Annotated in this window: 14 protein-coding genes; 6 read left to right on the top strand and 8 right to left on the bottom strand. The window is 65.3% G+C overall.

Features of this window, described 5'->3' with window-relative positions; genetic code table 11:
• Nucleotides 1-270: 270 nt before the first annotated feature.
• From ABMA59_RS07195 to ABMA59_RS07175, 5 genes are all read right to left on the bottom strand, one after another.
• A complete protein-coding gene (locus tag ABMA59_RS07195; protein WP_349004628.1) occupies nucleotides 271-1152 on the bottom strand; it encodes an SMP-30/gluconolactonase/LRE family protein in 882 nt (293 codons plus the stop codon).
• 11 nt (nucleotides 1153-1163) lie between these two features.
• A complete protein-coding gene (locus ABMA59_RS07190) occupies nucleotides 1164-2138 on the bottom strand; it encodes an ABC transporter permease (protein ID WP_349004627.1) in 975 nt (324 codons plus the stop codon).
• Nucleotides 2135-3139: an ABC transporter permease gene (locus ABMA59_RS07185; RefSeq protein WP_349004626.1), complete on the bottom strand. Its 1005-nt coding sequence runs from the start codon at nucleotides 3137-3139 to the stop codon at nucleotides 2135-2137. Before ABMA59_RS07185 ends, ABMA59_RS07190 begins: the two co-directional genes overlap by 4 nt.
• Before the next feature lie 2 nt (nucleotides 3140-3141).
• Nucleotides 3142-4641: a sugar ABC transporter ATP-binding protein gene (locus tag ABMA59_RS07180; RefSeq protein ID WP_349004625.1), complete on the bottom strand. Its 1500-nt coding sequence runs from the start codon at nucleotides 4639-4641 to the stop codon at nucleotides 3142-3144.
• Between the two features lie 77 nt (nucleotides 4642-4718).
• The gene (locus ABMA59_RS07175) at nucleotides 4719-5783 is read right to left on the bottom strand and encodes a substrate-binding domain-containing protein (RefSeq protein WP_349004624.1); all 1065 of its coding nucleotides are present in this window, start codon (nucleotides 5781-5783) and stop codon (nucleotides 4719-4721) included.
• Nucleotides 5784-6136: 353 nt separating this feature from the next.
• Between ABMA59_RS07175 and ABMA59_RS07170 the strand changes: the two genes are divergently transcribed.
• The 5 genes from ABMA59_RS07170 to ABMA59_RS07150 all read left to right on the top strand — a co-directional run bounded on the left by ABMA59_RS07170 (nucleotide 6137) and on the right by ABMA59_RS07150 (nucleotide 10689).
• Nucleotides 6137-6997, top strand: a complete 861-nt coding sequence (locus ABMA59_RS07170) for an SDR family NAD(P)-dependent oxidoreductase (RefSeq protein ID WP_349004623.1) — start codon at nucleotides 6137-6139, stop codon at nucleotides 6995-6997.
• Between the two features lie 6 nt (nucleotides 6998-7003).
• Entirely contained in the window at nucleotides 7004-7852 is an 849-nt protein-coding gene (locus tag ABMA59_RS07165; protein WP_349004622.1) for a transketolase, read from the top strand.
• The gene (locus ABMA59_RS07160; RefSeq protein ID WP_349004621.1) at nucleotides 7849-8838 is read left to right on the top strand and encodes a transketolase family protein; all 990 of its coding nucleotides are present in this window, start codon (nucleotides 7849-7851) and stop codon (nucleotides 8836-8838) included. The genes ABMA59_RS07165 and ABMA59_RS07160 overlap by 4 nt, the downstream gene beginning before the upstream one ends.
• Before the next feature lie 6 nt (nucleotides 8839-8844).
• Entirely contained in the window at nucleotides 8845-10008 is a 1164-nt protein-coding gene (locus ABMA59_RS07155) for a mandelate racemase/muconate lactonizing enzyme family protein (protein WP_349004620.1), read from the top strand.
• A gap of 297 nt (nucleotides 10009-10305) precedes the next feature.
• A complete protein-coding gene (locus ABMA59_RS07150) occupies nucleotides 10306-10689 on the top strand; it encodes a hypothetical protein (protein ID WP_349004619.1) in 384 nt (127 codons plus the stop codon).
• 163 nt (nucleotides 10690-10852) lie between these two features.
• Here the strand turns inward: ABMA59_RS07150 and ABMA59_RS07145 are convergent, their stop codons facing one another.
• The 3 genes from ABMA59_RS07145 to ABMA59_RS07135 all read right to left on the bottom strand — a co-directional run bounded on the left by ABMA59_RS07145 (nucleotide 10853) and on the right by ABMA59_RS07135 (nucleotide 14069).
• The gene (locus ABMA59_RS07145) at nucleotides 10853-11887 is read right to left on the bottom strand and encodes a LacI family DNA-binding transcriptional regulator (protein ID WP_349004618.1); all 1035 of its coding nucleotides are present in this window, start codon (nucleotides 11885-11887) and stop codon (nucleotides 10853-10855) included.
• 78 nt (nucleotides 11888-11965) lie between these two features.
• Nucleotides 11966-12733: a GntR family transcriptional regulator gene (locus tag ABMA59_RS07140; protein WP_349004617.1), complete on the bottom strand. Its 768-nt coding sequence runs from the start codon at nucleotides 12731-12733 to the stop codon at nucleotides 11966-11968.
• Between the two features lie 310 nt (nucleotides 12734-13043).
• A complete protein-coding gene (locus tag ABMA59_RS07135) occupies nucleotides 13044-14069 on the bottom strand; it encodes a C-terminal binding protein (protein ID WP_349004616.1) in 1026 nt (341 codons plus the stop codon).
• 71 nt (nucleotides 14070-14140) lie between these two features.
• Between ABMA59_RS07135 and ABMA59_RS07130 the strand changes: the two genes are divergently transcribed.
• Entirely contained in the window at nucleotides 14141-14842 is a 702-nt protein-coding gene (locus tag ABMA59_RS07130) for a GntR family transcriptional regulator (protein WP_349004615.1), read from the top strand.
• Nucleotides 14843-14929: the final 87 nt, after the last annotated feature.

Genomic DNA, 14929 nt, shown 5'->3' with positions numbered 1-14929 from the left:
CTTGTGCGTGCGATTGGAGCCAAGCGACTATTCGGTCGTGCGTGACAAAGGCGAAGATCCCAGGCTCACCGACGGTTGTGGCCGAAGGGGGTACGGGCGACTTCGCCAAACCTCGAACCGGATGGCCATCCGGTTCGAGGTTCAGTCGCTGCAATCGCACAAAATCACTCTCGTGCAGATACAAGGGGGTGATGCCTTAGCGTCTCGCCGCAGGCGAGAAGCGGAGGATCATTCGTCAAGTCATAACACTGTCGGTGGCCGCCGACGTCCTCACCCCTTGAACGCCGGCAGCGTTAGTCCTTTCACGCCGACATCGAGCGCGAACAACCCGCCGGGATTCTTCTGGCCGGCGAAATGCTCGGCCGGGCGTTTCAGCACGGCTGTAGTGACATAGAGCACGTCGAGATCCTTGCCGCCGAACTCGCAGCAGGTCGGCAGGTCGGTGGGCAGCACCACGGTCTGCATCAGCTTGCCGTCGGGATCGTAGCGGCAGACTTTTGACGTGACCGGGATGGTGACCCAGTAGCAGCCTTCCGCATCGACCGTTGCGCCGTCGGCGACGCCGCCGGTGACCGTCATGTCGATGAAGGTGCGGCGGTTCTCGATGTCTCCTGTCGCGGGATCGAAGTCGTAGGCGTCGACGCGGCCGGAATGGCTGTCGGAGAAATACATGGTCTTGCTGTCGGGGCTGAAGGCAAGGCCGTTCGAGCAGCCGACGCCCTCGATCATCCTGTGGACCGACAGGTCGGGGTCCATGCGATAGAGCGAGCCGACGAACTCGATTTTTCGGCCTGGCACCTCGAACATCGAGCCCGACCAGAAGCGGCCCTGCCGGTCCGGCTTGCCGTCGTTAAAGCGGGTGTCAGGCATCGAGGCCTCCGGATCGGTGATCGCTTCGAACGTGCCGGTCTCGGGGTCGAAGAAGTGAAAGCCGTTGGCCATGGTGAGCACCAGCCCGCCTTTCTCGCGCAGGCCGATGCAGCCGAGAAATTCGGGAGTCTCGAACGTGTCGCTCTTGCCGGTCGTCGGATCGTAGCGGTGGATGTGCTTGCTCCAGATGTCGATCCACCACAGCACGCCGGCCTTCGGGTCCCACAGCGTGCCTTCGCCGAGTTCGGCTTTGGTATCGACGACGCAGGTGATCTCGACCATTCTTCAGCCCCTCATGTCTTGCGGGTGGATCGGCGCAGCGTGCCGGCGAGGCCGGCAAATGCCTCGCTGCCCAGCGAAACGGTGATCAGGATAACCGCGCCGTAGACGACCAGCAGCGCGCCGCTGGACAGGTTGAGTGCGGGCAGCAGCCCCGTCAGGATGGTCAGCACCATGGCGCCGGCGACCGTGCCGAGATAGTGGCCGCTGCCGCCCAGGATCGACGCGCCGCCAATTGCCACCGCGGCAATCGAGGTGAACAGATAGGCGTCGCCCATGCCGAGATAGGCGACGCCCGAATAGCCGGTTAGCAGCATGCCGGCGAGTGCGGCCGTGGTGCCGGAAATGACGTAGGTCAGCACCGTCGTGCGCGCCGTCGGCACGCCCGAAAATTCGGCGACGGTGGCGCTGGTGCCGAGTGCGTAGAGATGGCGGCCGAACGCCGCCTTGGACAGAAGCAACGTCGCGACCAGCGTCAGCGCCAGCCAGATCAGGGCGATGACTGGGATCGGCCCCAGCCTGCCGACCGACAGGAATTTGATCACCGCGGGTGCTGCCGGGCTGGGGGAGCCGCCGGTGACGACCAGGATCAGGCCCTGCAGGATGACGTTGGTGGCGAGCGTCATGATGATCGGCGGCACGCCGAACTGCGCGACGCCGAGGCCGTTGATCAGGCCGATCGCAGCACCCGCGGCGAGCACCATCGGCGCGACCCAGACCAGCGGCAAATCCTGGCCGGCGCAGAGCAGCGCCATGATGATCGCCGCCGAGTTCAGGACCCAGGGCACCGACAGGTCGATGCCGCCGCCGATAATGACAAAGGTCTGGCCGAGCGCAACGATGCCGACGAAGGCGGCGAGCACCACGGTCGAGCGCATGTTGGAGGCCGACAGGAAACCCGGCGAGAACAGCGCGGTGACCACGAGCAGCAGCACCATGCCGGCATAAGCGAGCAGGATCAGCCGGTTGCGGGCGAGGAAGGAACTCATGCCGACCTCCCGCGCGCCGCCTTTTCGGCAAGCGAGCTTGCCAGCACCGACAGCAGCAGGATGACGCCGGAGGCGACCGGCTGCCAGTAGCTGGAGATCTTCAGCACGAATACGAGGTTGCCGATGAGGGTGAGGATGAAGGCGCCGACCAGCGTACCGGCCAGATGCCCGCGCCCGCCGAATAGGCTGACGCCGCCGATGACGGCAGCCGCGACGGAGGGGAGGATGTAATCCTTGCCGATGGTCGGTGAACCGGCGCCGGTCTGGGTTGTGAGGTAGAGCGCAGCGCCCGCCGCGAACAGGCCGGAGAGGCCGTAGGTCAGCACGTTGATGCGGGTGATCGACACGCCGGACAGGAAGGCGGATTTCTCGTTCGAGCCGGTCGCCTGGATGGTGATGCCGAGCCGCGTCCAGCGGAACCACCACCAGAACAGGAGCAGGGCAAGCAGCATCCAGACCGGGCTGGAAAGGCCGAACAGGGTCAGGTAGCCGAAACCCAGCCACCAGCCCGGCACACTGCCGCCGTCGGTCGGCAGGATGATCATCGCCGTGCCGTTGAGGATGGACCATGTCGCCAGCGTCACCAGGAAGGGCTGCAATTTCAGCACGGAGATCAGCAGGCCGTTGAGCGCGCCGATGGCCGCTCCCAGCGCCAGCACGAGCAGCGACCAGAACAGCACGGTTGCCGGATCGTCGGTGAAGCGCGTCGCCGCGATCACGGTGCCGAGGCTGATCATGCCGCCGATGGAAAGGTCGATGCCGCCGCGCAAGAGCACGATGGTCTGGCCGGTCGCCGCCAGCATGAGCGTCATGGCGGCTGCGGTGTCGAGGTTCAGTTCGTCGAGCGTGAAAACGCCGGTCTGGTAGGACCCGTAGACGCCGACGATGACGGCAAGCATCAGGCAGGCGACGAGGAACGGCGCGCGGTCGAGCGCCCAGCCGCTCCAATCTCGCGTCGAGCTTTGTGTGGCGGCGTGTGGGGGCGCTTTTTCGGCGAGCAAGGTCACGCCGCCTCGCTCTCGAGCATGGCGGCGCCTAAAATGCCTTCCTCGGAGATGCGCTTGCCTTCCAGCGTCGCGGCGATGCAACCGTTGCGCATCACCATGACGCGGTCGGCCACGTGAACGAGTTCCGGCATATCGCTGGAATGGAAGAGGATCGCGTAGCCCTTGGCTGCGAGATCGCGCATCAATTGAAAAATCTCGCCCTTGGTGCCGACGTCGACGCCACGTGTCGGGTCGAACAACAGCAGCACGCGCGCCTCGGTGAGCAGCATCTTTCCGAAGATCACCTTCTGCTGGTTGCCGCCCGACAGCGTTCCGGCCAGTTGCTCCGGCGTCTGCGTCTTGATGCGCAGGAAATCGACCATCTCCTTGACCAGCGCCTCTTCCTTGCGGGCGCTGAGAAAGCCTTTTTCCGTGAAGCGCTTGATGACGGCCAGCGTCAGGTTCTCGCGCACGCTCTTGGTGAGCAGCAGGCCCTGGCCGCGCCGGTCTTCCGGCACAAGCGCGATGCCGTCGCGGCCGGTCAGCGCGGCGCGCGGATTGCGGATCGAGGCGGGTTTGCCCCAGAGTTCGATGCTGCCGCTCGCCTTGGCCGCGCCGAACAGGGCCTGGAACAGTTCGCGCTGGCCGTGGCCCTGCAGACCGCCGACGCCCAGCACCTCGCCCTCGCGGAGCGAAAAACCGACGCCGGAGAGCCGCCCGCTCGACAGGCCGTCGACGCGAAGCGCGATGCGGTCCGTGGCAGTGGGCACGCGCTCCGGATAGAGGCGATCGAGATTGCGGCCGATCATCTGCGTGACGATCTCGCCGTCGGAGACGGCGCCGGCGTCATGCGCGGCGACGGTGCGGCCGTTGCGGAAAATGGTGAGGCGGTCGGCGATGGCGCGCACTTCGGCCATGCGGTGCGAGATGAAGATGACCAGCCGGCCCTCGGCCGCCAGCCGCCGCGTCAGTCTGAGCAGCCACTCGGCCTCGCGCGCGGGCAGGGCGGATGTCGCCTCGTCGAGGATGAGCACGCGCGGCTCCTTGGCGAGCCCTTTCGCGATCTCGACGATCTGCCGTTCGGCGAGCGTCAGGCGGCGCAGTTCCTGATCGGGGCGGAGTGCGGGAAAATCGTATTTGCCGAGCAGGTCCAGTGTCTTGCGTCGCAGCACCGCGCGGTCGACCATGCCGACCAGCGTGCGCGGTTCACGGCGGAACCAGATGTTCTGCTCGACGCTGAGATCGGGGATGAGCGACAGTTCCTGGAACACCGCGGCGATGCCGCGCGCCTGCGCTGCGTCGGGGTTGGCCGGGCGATAATCCTGGCCGTCGACGAGAAGGGTGCCGCCATCATGGCGCACCGCTCCGGACAGGATCTGGATGAAGGTGCTCTTGCCGGCGCCGTTCTCGCCGAGCAGCGCATGCACCTCGCCGGCGCGGGCGCTGAACGCGGCCTCGCTCAGCGCGACGATGCCGCCATAGCGCTTCGACAGGCCGGTTGCGACGACGAGGTCCATGACTGTGCTCGAACCGAACGGAGTTACGAAAAACCTCCCGGCATTGTCATGCCGGGAGGTTTTGTCCGCAACCTGGATTACTTCGTTCCGGCGGCTTCCGCGGCGGTGATCTCCACCCAGTCCGGCGTGATCGGCAGCGTCAGGCCGGGCGCCTGGTCGGGGAAGGCGTTCTTGCCGACCTCGATGGTCTGCATCTTGGTGCCCGGGAAAAGCTTGCTCTCGAACGGCGTGGTGGTGACGAAATCGCCCTCGACCTCGATCGAGCGGTTTTCAGGCTTCTTGCCGGTGTCGAGGATTTCGACCGCGAGCTTGATCGCCTCGGACGAAAGATAGGCCGGGTTTGAGCCGAGAATGCATTTTGCGCCGCTCTCGACGCAGGTCAGTGCTGCGACATTGTAGGAGAAGCCGACAACCGGAACCATCGGCCGGCCGGCGTCCTTCAGCGCCTGGATCGCTCCGGACCCGTAGCCCTGGGTCAAAATACCGTCGACCTGCGGATTGGCCGCGAGAAGGGCCGCGACGCCGGCCTGTTCCGGGCCGAGCGCGTATTCGCCATTGTATTCGCCGACCACCTTGATGTCGGGATAGTTGGCGAGCACCTTCTGGTAGCCTTCCTGCAGCTGCGCCGAAATCGGCGCGCCGGCCAGCCCGCGGTCGAGCAGCACGTTGCCCTTGCCGCCGAGCTGCACGGCCATCCACTCGGCCATGACGGCCGGGATGCGCTCCCAGTTGGAGGCGAGCGTCAGCGCGCAGGGCTCGGTCACCACCTGGTCGAAGCTGATGACGACGATGCCGGCGTCGCAGGCCTTCTTGATGGTCGGGTTGAGCGCGGAATCGGACGCGGCATCGACCAGGATGGCGTCCGGCTTGGCGCGGATGATGTTGTTCAGCGAATTGATCTGCGCCTGCACGGTGCCTTCGGCGACCTCGATGTGCAGTTCGACCCGGCCCTTCAGCGGGCCCTTGTCGACCGACACCTGGGCGACGCGCTGCATCTGCTGGCGCCAGTCGTTGCCGACGAAATTGTTCGAGAGGTAGATGACGTAGGGTTTCTTGTCCTGGGCCACGGCCGGCGCCGTGCCGATGGCCGCGACCGCCGCGGCAAGCGCCGCGAAACCGGCGCACAAAGTCTTCAGTCGCATGGTTCTCCTCCTGCGTTTCCTCGACGCCCTCGGCGGACTGCGCCGCCTTGCCGGGCAATACATTGTATTGTTACCGGTACCAAAATCCAAAGTCAATTTCGCCCGGCGGCCGCGCTTTCGATCTCGACTCCCATGCGGCTGCAGCGGGTTGACGGAGCGTGTAGGCGCGCCAGGAGAAAGTCAAGATATAATGCTATTATAATTTTCAATACGTTTGATTTTGGCGACGTCACCTACCCTCGGCCTCGCATCCGGTTCTGGTCGGAGGCACCGGACGAGGGCAGCTAACCGGTTACGGCACTTGTCCCATTGGAAGTCGGATAGGGGATCCCGGTCACGGATGCATCGTTGACATGCCGTCGTTGACAGACAACTATGGTACCGGTAACAAGATCAAAAAAGACCGCTGGGAGGATGGTTTGTCGATTGCGGAAAACATCGCGCCGCGTGGCCGCGCGCTAATCACCGGGGCTGCCGGCGGCCTTGGCCGAGAGGTGGCTGCGCAACTGGCGGCGCGCGGCTGCCACGTCGCCATCGCCGACATCAACGCTGTGGGTACCGCCGAGACGGCACAACTGATCCGCGCGCATGGCGTCGAAGCCGAGGAGATCGTCGGCGATTTCACGCAGGAAGGCGCACCGGAAGCGGCGGTGCAGAAGGTGGTCGAGCGCTGGGGCGGCATCGACATTCTGGTCAACAATGCCGGCTACGGCGTGATCGAGCCGTTCCTGGAAGCCACGCATAAGGCCTGGACCCGCACGCTGGCGCTCAACGTCACTGCGCTCGCCATGGCCTGCAAGGCGGCAGGCCGCGTCATGCGCGACCAGCGGTCTGGCCGCATCGTCAACATCACCTCGCCGGGCTCGCGCATGGCGCTGCCGGACTACACGGCCTACACAGCGAGCAAGGCAGGCGTCGATTCCATCACCCGCGCCGCCGCCGTCGCGCTGGCGCCCTATGGCGTGCTGGTCAACAGCCTGGCGCCGGGCATGATGGACACGGAGATGCAGCGCTCGACCGAGATCGACCTCGCCCGCATTGCCGGCCGCAACGACATCCAGGCGTTCCTCGACGAGCGCACCCGCCGTATCCCGCTCGGCCGCCGCGCCGAGATCGCCGAAGTCGCCGAGGCGGTGGTCTGGCTGGCACTCGACGCCCCCGCCTACATGACCGCCGAACGGCTCAACATGTCCGGCGGCCTGGACAAGGACTGACGAACAATGCTGCGAAACTCTCCTCCCGGCGAGGCCGACATCGCCGCGCTGCGGCAGAAGGCGACACGACTGCGCCGCCATATGCTCACAATGGCCCGCGGCCAGGGTGCCGGTTACATCGGCCAGGGGCTCGGCATCGCCGACCTGCTGGCGGCGCTCTATTTCCACGAACTGCGCTACGATCCGGAAAACCTAACCTGGGCCGACCGCGACCGCTTCCTGCTGTCGACCGGCCATTATTCGATCGCGCTATGGGCGGCACTCGCCGAGGCCGGCATCATTCCGGTGGACGAACTTCGGACCTATGGCGCCGACGACAGCCGGCTGGAGATGTCGACGCTCGACACCACGCCCGGCGTGGAGGTGATCGGCGGCTCGCTCGGCCACGGGCTGGGGCAGGGGGTCGGCCAGGCGCTGGGCCTTCGCGTCCACCGGTCGGACGCGCGCGTCTTCGTCGAACTGTCGGACGGCGAAATGCAGGAAGGCTCGACCTGGGAGGCGGCCATGTCGGCCAGCCATTTCCGGCTGGACCGCCTCATCGCGCTGATCGACTGCAACGGCATCCAGGCTGACGGCCCGGTGGTGCTCGACATGGAACCGGTCACCGACAAATGGCGTGCCTTCGGCTGGGAGACTTTTGAGATCGACGGCAACGACATGGCGGCGGTGGTCAGCGCGCTCGCCTATGCCCGCCAGCGCAATGGAAAACCCAAGGCGATCGTGCTGCGCACCCTGCCCGGCAAAGGCGTGCCGCGCATCGAGACCAGCGAGAAGTCGCATTTCTTCCGCGTCGATATCGGCGAATGGGACGGCATCATCGCTACGTTCGAGCAGAGCGTGGGAGGCGCGGCATGAGCGGCAAACTGATGGAGGCGGGCCGCACGCTCGCCATGGGCGAGAACGAGGCGGCCGCGCGGGAGCGTGCGACGGTCGAGGCGCCGTTCGGCCGGGCGCTGGCGCGGCTTGGTCAGACGCGCTCCGACATCGTCGGGCTGACCGCCGACCTCGGCAAATACACCGACATCCTGCCGTTCCGTGACGCCTTCCCGCAGCGCTTCTTCAATGTCGGCATGGCCGAGCAGAACCTGGTGGCGGTCGCCGCCGGAATGGCGCGCACCGGGCTGACGCCTTTCGCTACGACCTACGGCGTGTTCGCCAGCCGGCGCGCCTTCGATTTCATCGCCATCGCGCTCGCCCACTCCAACCTCAATGTGAAGATCGTCGCCGGCCTGCCGGGCCTGACGACGGGTTACGGCGGCACGCACCAGGCGATCGAGGACCTCGCTCTCATGCGCATGATCCCCGGCCTGACGGTGATCGATCCCTGCGACGCCACCGAGATCGAAGCGGCGACCGAGGCGATCGCCGACCATCCCGGCCCGGTCTATATGCGCCTGCTGCGCGGCGTCGTGCCGGTCGTGCTGGAGCCGGGCCAAAAATTCGAGATCGGCAAGGCGCGAAAGCTGCGTGATGGCGCGGATGTCGGCATCGTCTCGACCGGCTTCATGACCGAGCGCGCGCTCGACGCCGCCGAGGTTCTGGCGGGTCGCGACGTGTCGGTCGCGGTGCTGCATGTACCGACGATAAAACCTTTCGACGCGCAGGCAGTAGCGGAATTCGCCGCAGGCGTCGGCCATGTGGTGACGGCGGAAAACCATGTCGTCGTGGGTGGGCTCGGCAGCCTCGTGGTCGAGACGCTCTTCGACGCGGGCGTGTCGCGAAAAGTGACCCGCATCGGCCTGCCCGACCGTTTCATCGAATGCGGCGCGGTCCCGACCTTGCAGGCGCGCTATGGCCTGACGACCGAGGCGGTGGTCGCGACAATCGCTGGATTGCAGTAGGTCGATATGAAAATCACCGAGATCGAAACCTTCACCGTCGGCGCCGGCTGGAAGAACTGGCTGTTCGTAAAAGTCCACACGGACAAGGAAATCCACGGCATCGGCGAGGGCACGCTGAACGGCTTCATCCGGACCACCGAAGCCGGGGTACATGAACTCAAGCATCTGGCGATCGGCCAGGACCCGCGCCGGATCAACGCGCTGTCGAAACGCATGCTGGACAGCGTGTCGCTCGATGGTGGCCATATTCACCGCACGGTGATCGCGGCGGTCGAGGTCGCCTGCTGGGACATTCTGGGCAAAAGCCTCGGCGTGCCGATCCATCAATTGCTGGGCGGGCAGGTGCGCGACACGGTGCTGGGCTACGCCAATGGCTGGTACCGCACCGAGCGCACGCCCGAAAGCTTCCTCGAAGCGGCGAAGGCTGTGCTCGAACAGGGCTTCAAGGCGTTCAAGCTCGACCCATTCGGCACCGCGCAGGGTTTCATCTCACGCGAGGAACTGGAGCTTTCCTACGAGATATGCCGCGCGTTGCGGGACAAACTGCCGGCCGACACGCGCATCCTGATCGACGTGCATGCGCGCTTCACCGAGATCGCCGCGTTGCAGGCGGCGCAAAAGTTCGCCGACCTCGACATCTACTGGTGGGAGGAGCCGACCTCGCGCGACCGGCAGGAGACGGTGCATGAGGTGGCGCATCGCTCGCCGATTCCTGTGGCGACCGGCGAGATGTACGACACGGTCGGCCAGTTCTACAGCCTGGCCGCCGGCGGTGGCGTCAACATTTTTCAGCCCGAACCAATGTCGCTCGGCGGCATCGCGCCGTCGATGCAAGTCGCGAACCTGGCCTTCGCCCATGGCAGTCACATCGCGCCGCACCAGAGCGGCGGCCCCGTGGCGACGGCGGTGTGCCTGCAACTGGCCGCGGCTGTTCCCAACTTCCTGATCCAGGAGCATTTCGACGCCTTCAACGACCCGTGGACACGCGATCTGGTCACCTGGCATCCGACCGTCGATGCGTCGAACGGTCATTTGTCGCTTCCCGACGCGCCCGGTCTCGGCATCGACCTGAACATCGACGCGATCAAGCAGCACCCCTACGACCCGCACGCCTATCTCAACGTGCATGCGGAGGGGTGGGAGAAGCGGCTGGGGACGCGGAAGGCGTAAAGTTGGCTCTCGGCCAATTCTTTGACGTGTTTACCACCAGGTAGGGTCATCCCCAGCCTGCGAAGGAGTCGATTGGCCGAACAGGCCGAGCCAGAACCCATTTCATTCGCCCGATCCATATCACGGCTGATTCCTACCGCTCCGCAAGGTCGTCTGCCTTCCTTTCGATAGCCGAACGAGGCATAGGAATAATTTCCTTGATCTTTATCCACTCTCTGTTATTGTCCTTGAACGGAGGACGGAATGAACAGCGGTGAGGTCGAGGAGGATCGGAAAAGGCTGAAGAGCATCTCGATCATGCTGCTTCGGCTGGCCGTTTTGGCCGAGCTTCTTTGCGTTCAGCCATTCTTTCTCCGCGTCTTGCTGCTGCCGCTCATGCGGCATGCCGAGGCCGTCGCGCGGGAATTTGCCATCCGGCGGGTCGGCGGTGTGCTTGCCATGCCTCCCGCGAAAGTCCATGCGCCGGATTTCGACGGTTGCCTCGAGGCGTTGCGGCTCGCGCGCTGCTTGCGTGCGCTGGCCGCATTTTTCGGCTGCTGGCAGGGTCTTGCTGGCCGGCTGTTTCGCGGCGGGCCGGACGAGCGTCATGCGCGGCGCGCGCCTGCGATTGGATGGGCCTGTCTCGTGACGTCTCAGCACGCAATCGCCCTCCACGCCGCGGGGCGAATGGATACGTCATGACCGCCGGACACGCTTTTGTCGGGGAATTGTAACGCCATGCGTCATGCGTTTGGCGATACAGGCGTTTTCGCGTTCTGATATCGAGGAAGGTCACGCTTGACCGCCACCGGTATCACTTGGCTTTTAAGTGATTTCATAGGGAGGCAATTTCAGGCATGCCGTCCTACGCACTCTCCCGGTCGACGATCTCGAACCCGAGACTGGTGATGGTCGGGACTTTTGCGTCGCCGGAAAGCCGGGCCAGCAGTTGGCGCACCGCGCGGCGGCCCATTTCGTAGCGGTTGACTTTTACCGTGGTGAGCGACGGCACGAGCTGCGCGGCGAGGTCCATGTCGCCGTAGCCGGCGATCGCGATGCGCTCCGGCACCGGCCAGCGGCGGCGGTGGCATTCCTGGATAGCGCCGACGGCAAGCGTGTCGCTGGAAAAGAAGATGGCGTCGATATCGGCGTGCCGGTCGGTCAAGGTGACCAGCGCTTCCGCGCCGCCCTGCGCGGTGATCGGCACCTCGACCTCCATGTCGCCAGAATTGTCGAAACCGAGTTCGGAGAGCGCTGCATGATAGCCGGTGCGGCGCTGTTGCAGGCGGTCGTTACCATGGATCGGCGTCGACACGAAGCCGATGCGTTTGTAGCCTTTGGCGGCAAGATGCATGGTCATCGCATAGGCGGTCTCGAAGTTGGAGACGCCGACGACCATGTCGAGCGGTTTTCGGCCCTTGATCTCCGAGATTTCCACGACCGGCGCGCCGCTGGAAAGCAGCAGGGCGCGGGCCGTGTCGCTTTGAACGAAACTCTGCAAAATCATGCCGGCCGGCCGCCAGCCGAGCAGGGTGCGGATCGCCTGTTCTTCGCCCTCCTGGGTGAACTCGCCTTGCACCAAGAGCATCGAATAGCCGCCTTCATGGCATTCGTCCGACATGCCCTGCACCTGCTCGGCGATACCGGAATTGATCAGCGGCGGGACGACGGTGCCGATCATCCGGCCGTTGCCGCGCATCGAGGAGGCCAGCCGGTTCGGCACGAAACCGGCTTCCTCGATGGCCTGCAGGACTTTCGAGCGCGTTTCGGCCGAGACGATGTCTGGATTGGACAGTACGCGCGACACCGTCATCGGCGCGACGCCGACGCGCCTGGCGATCTCGCGAACGCCAAGACGTTCGCCGGGTTTCCTGTCGCCATCGTCCGGTTTGCGAACCATCGCCGCCTCCCGCCTCAAGGCACCGTAGCGGCTGGCCCGCCCGGTTTACAGGCTATCGACGCGACGGCTTGCAAGGCGTCAGCCACGGTCGTTGGGCGCGTCATAGGTGATGGAAAAGCGATCGGCCGGGTGGCGGGCCACCGAGAGCTCAACGTTTCGGCCGTCGGACGCCTGGTAGAGCATCTCGACGATGAGCAGCGCCGAGCCCGGCTCGATATCCAGCACTTCCGCGGCGGTGGCGTCGGCCACTTCGGCGCGCACCGTCATATGCGCCACCGCCAGCCGCAGCCCGAACTTGCGCTGCACCGTATCGAAGATCAGCACGTCGGTGAAATCGCGGCGGCTCAGCCGCTCCCCGACCTCCGCGGGAAAATAGGTGGTGATGTAGACCTTTTTCTCCTCGCCCGACTTGAGCACCGAGCGAAGGCAGTATCCGGCCTCGCCCTTGCGGGCGCCAAAATACTGCTGGAGCAGGGGAGGGCTCTCTCGGCGGTAGGAAAGCACGTTGAGCGAGGCATCGCGCGCGAAGGCGGCGATGTCGGTGAAATTCGCCATATGCCAGACCGGGGCCTCCGCGTCGCGCGCCGCCACCACCGCCGGCTTGGCCGAGCGCTTCCTGATCAGGCCGCTGTCTTCCAGATCCCTCAGAGCGTGGCGCACCGTGATCAGGCTGACGCCGAAATGGTCGGCGATGCTGGCTTCCTTGGGCAGTTCCTCGCCGACCGCCAGCACGCCTTCCGCGATAGGCCGCCGAAGGATGTCGGCCAGTTGGCGATAGAGCGGTCCGCCCTCGCGGACGAGCGTGCGCCTGGGGAAGAGTTCAAGGAGCGAATTCGACTCGCGCATTTCCAGGTCCCATGACGCCTCGCGGCTTAACCCCATCACCCGTTTGTGACAAATCACGGAGGGAACGCAAGATCATAGAAGCGGCCGAAACGCCAGAAATATCGCGAAAATCTTGGGTGCCGGACGCTCCCACGGGCGTTTTTGGAGTGACTGGACGGTTGGCAGGCCACGGATCGGCATGGATTGCGGTTGGACGGGCCGGGGCGGCTGTATTCTCGACGGAGCGGCCGGCATGTGAGTCGCGATGACATGCCGCCGGCCTTGCATATTGGCCGGGCGGCATGCCGCAGCGAAGCGAAACCAGGGACACCTATGCGGCGCGCGGTTTCTGTCGCAGATACTCCTGGTTCACGCAGTTCATCAGAACGCCCTCACGCAGGTAGGTGACGATCACCTCGATCGCCTTGCGCTGCATGTCCTGCAGCGAGGACGGGCTGTAGAAAGCTGAATGCGGCGTGAGCGACAGTCTGCCCTCCGTCCACGGCTCGCGCGCCCGCCACGCCTTGATGAGCGGGTGGTCCGGATCTGCCGGCTCGCGCGGCAGCACATCGAGGCCCGCGCCCGCGATGCGGCCGGCCTTCAGCGCTTCCGTCAGCGCGTGGAGGTCGACGATCGGCCCGCGCGCCGTGTTGATGACGATCAGCTCGGGTTTCGCTTTGGCGAGCAGTTTTTCACCGACCAGCCCGCGTGTTTCCTCTGTGAGCGGCGTGTGAACGGAAAGAATGTCGGCGCGGGCTATGACCTCGTCGAGGCTGCGCACCCGCTCGTAGCCGACGGCGAGTTCCGTTCCGTTGGGCAGGTAGGGATCGTAGAAGATCACCTTCATGTCGAAGGCGGCGGCGCGCCGTGCAGTCGCGAGCCCGATGCGGCCGAGGCCAAGCACCGCAAAAGTCTGGCCGCGCAGGCGGCGTACCAGCGGTGCGGCGGCGTAGTGCCAGCCACCGTCCGGCCGATCGCGCACGGCTTCCTGGTAGCTGGTCGTGCCGCGCGTCAGCGACAGCAACAGGCCAAGCGCGTGGTCGGCGACTTCGGTGGTGCCGTAGTCGGGCACGTTACAGACCGGCACGCCGCGCGCGCCCCAGCCGGCAAGGTCGAGCGTGTCGTAGCCAACGCCCTCGCGCACCACGATCTTGCAGCGCTCGAAAGCCTCCACCGGAACGCCGATCTGCAAGGTCGCGGCGCAGTTGATGACGGCGTCCGCGGCGCGGCAGCGCTCCAGCGACGGCGGCTCCGTCGCTTCAGAGCCCGAGCGATGGATGTCGAAGACCACGTCCGGCCCGAACGCCTGGTAGAGCGCGGTGTCGGGGGCGTAGGTGTTGACTTTCAGGATGCGCATAGACCCTCTCTGCTTGCGGGGCCGACAGCGAAAGCTGGCGGATGTTTTTCGTTGATTGTATTCAATTGCCGATGAGCGACGATTCCTTCGATTTCTCGCCGACGCCGCGCCGCGTCCTGACCGACGACGTGGTCGACGCCATCCGCAACGCCATCCTCTCGGGAAAAATCCGTCCGGGCGCGCGGCTGATCGAGGAGGACCTGGCCGCCTCGCTGAAGGTGAGCCGGGGGCCTGTTCGGCAGGCGATTTTCCGGCTGCAGCAGGAAGGGTTGGTCGTCCACGAACCGCATCGCGGCGCCACAGTCGGCGAAGTCTCGGAGGACGACGTCGAGGCTATCTACAGTTTGCGCCTCGCGCTGGAGCGGCTGGCGATCGAGCAGGCGAGCCGCAAGGCTAGCCCCAAACAGCTTGCCGAAATCGAGGCGGTGCTGGAGCGCTTCAACGCGGTGCCGCGCGCCGAGGTGTCGCGCCGTCTGGTGGCCGACATAGACATCGAGTTCCACGACGCCATCTTTCGCGCCGCCGGAAGCTGGCGCCTCTACCGCGCCTGGGAGACGCTGCGCTCGCAACTGATGATGTTCCTGATGCTGCGCGACGCCTTGCCGGACGACTATCTCGACAGCTGGCATCGCGACCATGTTCACCTCATCGACGTGATCCGGGGCGGCGATACGGCAGTCGCGCAGGACGCCATCGAAACCCACATCAACGGCGCCAAGGGCCGGCTGCTCGCCAGCCTGCACGCCAGCGGCCTCGCATCTTCGACTTCGTGATTCCCGTTGCCTTGACATGTGCCTGCCTTGGACTCTACGCTGTGATTGTAAACAATAAACAGTTCTCGGCGCAACCGGTGTTCTTTG

The organism is Mesorhizobium yinganensis, assembly GCF_040081985.1.
GTDB lineage: Bacteria > Pseudomonadota > Alphaproteobacteria > Rhizobiales > Rhizobiaceae > Kumtagia > Kumtagia yinganensis.
Note: the sequence above shows the minus strand (reverse complement) of the source record. Positions and strands in the feature narration are given on the sequence as shown.

Coding starts and splice junctions, on each gene's coding strand:
- ABMA59_RS07135 (WP_349004616.1), bottom strand. CDS start 14,069: ATGCGCATCCTGAAAGTCAACACCTACGCCCCCGACACCGCGCTCTAC.
- ABMA59_RS07145 (WP_349004618.1), bottom strand. CDS start 11,887: ATGGTTCGCAAACCGGACGATGGCGACAGGAAACCCGGCGAACGTCTT.
- ABMA59_RS07175 (WP_349004624.1), bottom strand. CDS start 5,783: ATGCGACTGAAGACTTTGTGCGCCGGTTTCGCGGCGCTTGCCGCGGCG.
- ABMA59_RS07165 (WP_349004622.1), top strand. CDS start 7,004: ATGCTGCGAAACTCTCCTCCCGGCGAGGCCGACATCGCCGCGCTGCGG.
- ABMA59_RS07160 (WP_349004621.1), top strand. CDS start 7,849: ATGAGCGGCAAACTGATGGAGGCGGGCCGCACGCTCGCCATGGGCGAG.
- ABMA59_RS07140 (WP_349004617.1), bottom strand. CDS start 12,733: ATGCGCGAGTCGAATTCGCTCCTTGAACTCTTCCCCAGGCGCACGCTC.
- ABMA59_RS07150 (WP_349004619.1), top strand. CDS start 10,306: ATGCTGCTTCGGCTGGCCGTTTTGGCCGAGCTTCTTTGCGTTCAGCCA.
- ABMA59_RS07155 (WP_349004620.1), top strand. CDS start 8,845: ATGAAAATCACCGAGATCGAAACCTTCACCGTCGGCGCCGGCTGGAAG.
- ABMA59_RS07130 (WP_349004615.1), top strand. CDS start 14,141: ATGAGCGACGATTCCTTCGATTTCTCGCCGACGCCGCGCCGCGTCCTG.
- ABMA59_RS07180 (WP_349004625.1), bottom strand. CDS start 4,641: ATGGACCTCGTCGTCGCAACCGGCCTGTCGAAGCGCTATGGCGGCATC.
- ABMA59_RS07170 (WP_349004623.1), top strand. CDS start 6,137: ATGCCGTCGTTGACAGACAACTATGGTACCGGTAACAAGATCAAAAAA.
- ABMA59_RS07195 (WP_349004628.1), bottom strand. CDS start 1,152: ATGGTCGAGATCACCTGCGTCGTCGATACCAAAGCCGAACTCGGCGAA.
- ABMA59_RS07190 (WP_349004627.1), bottom strand. CDS start 2,138: ATGAGTTCCTTCCTCGCCCGCAACCGGCTGATCCTGCTCGCTTATGCC.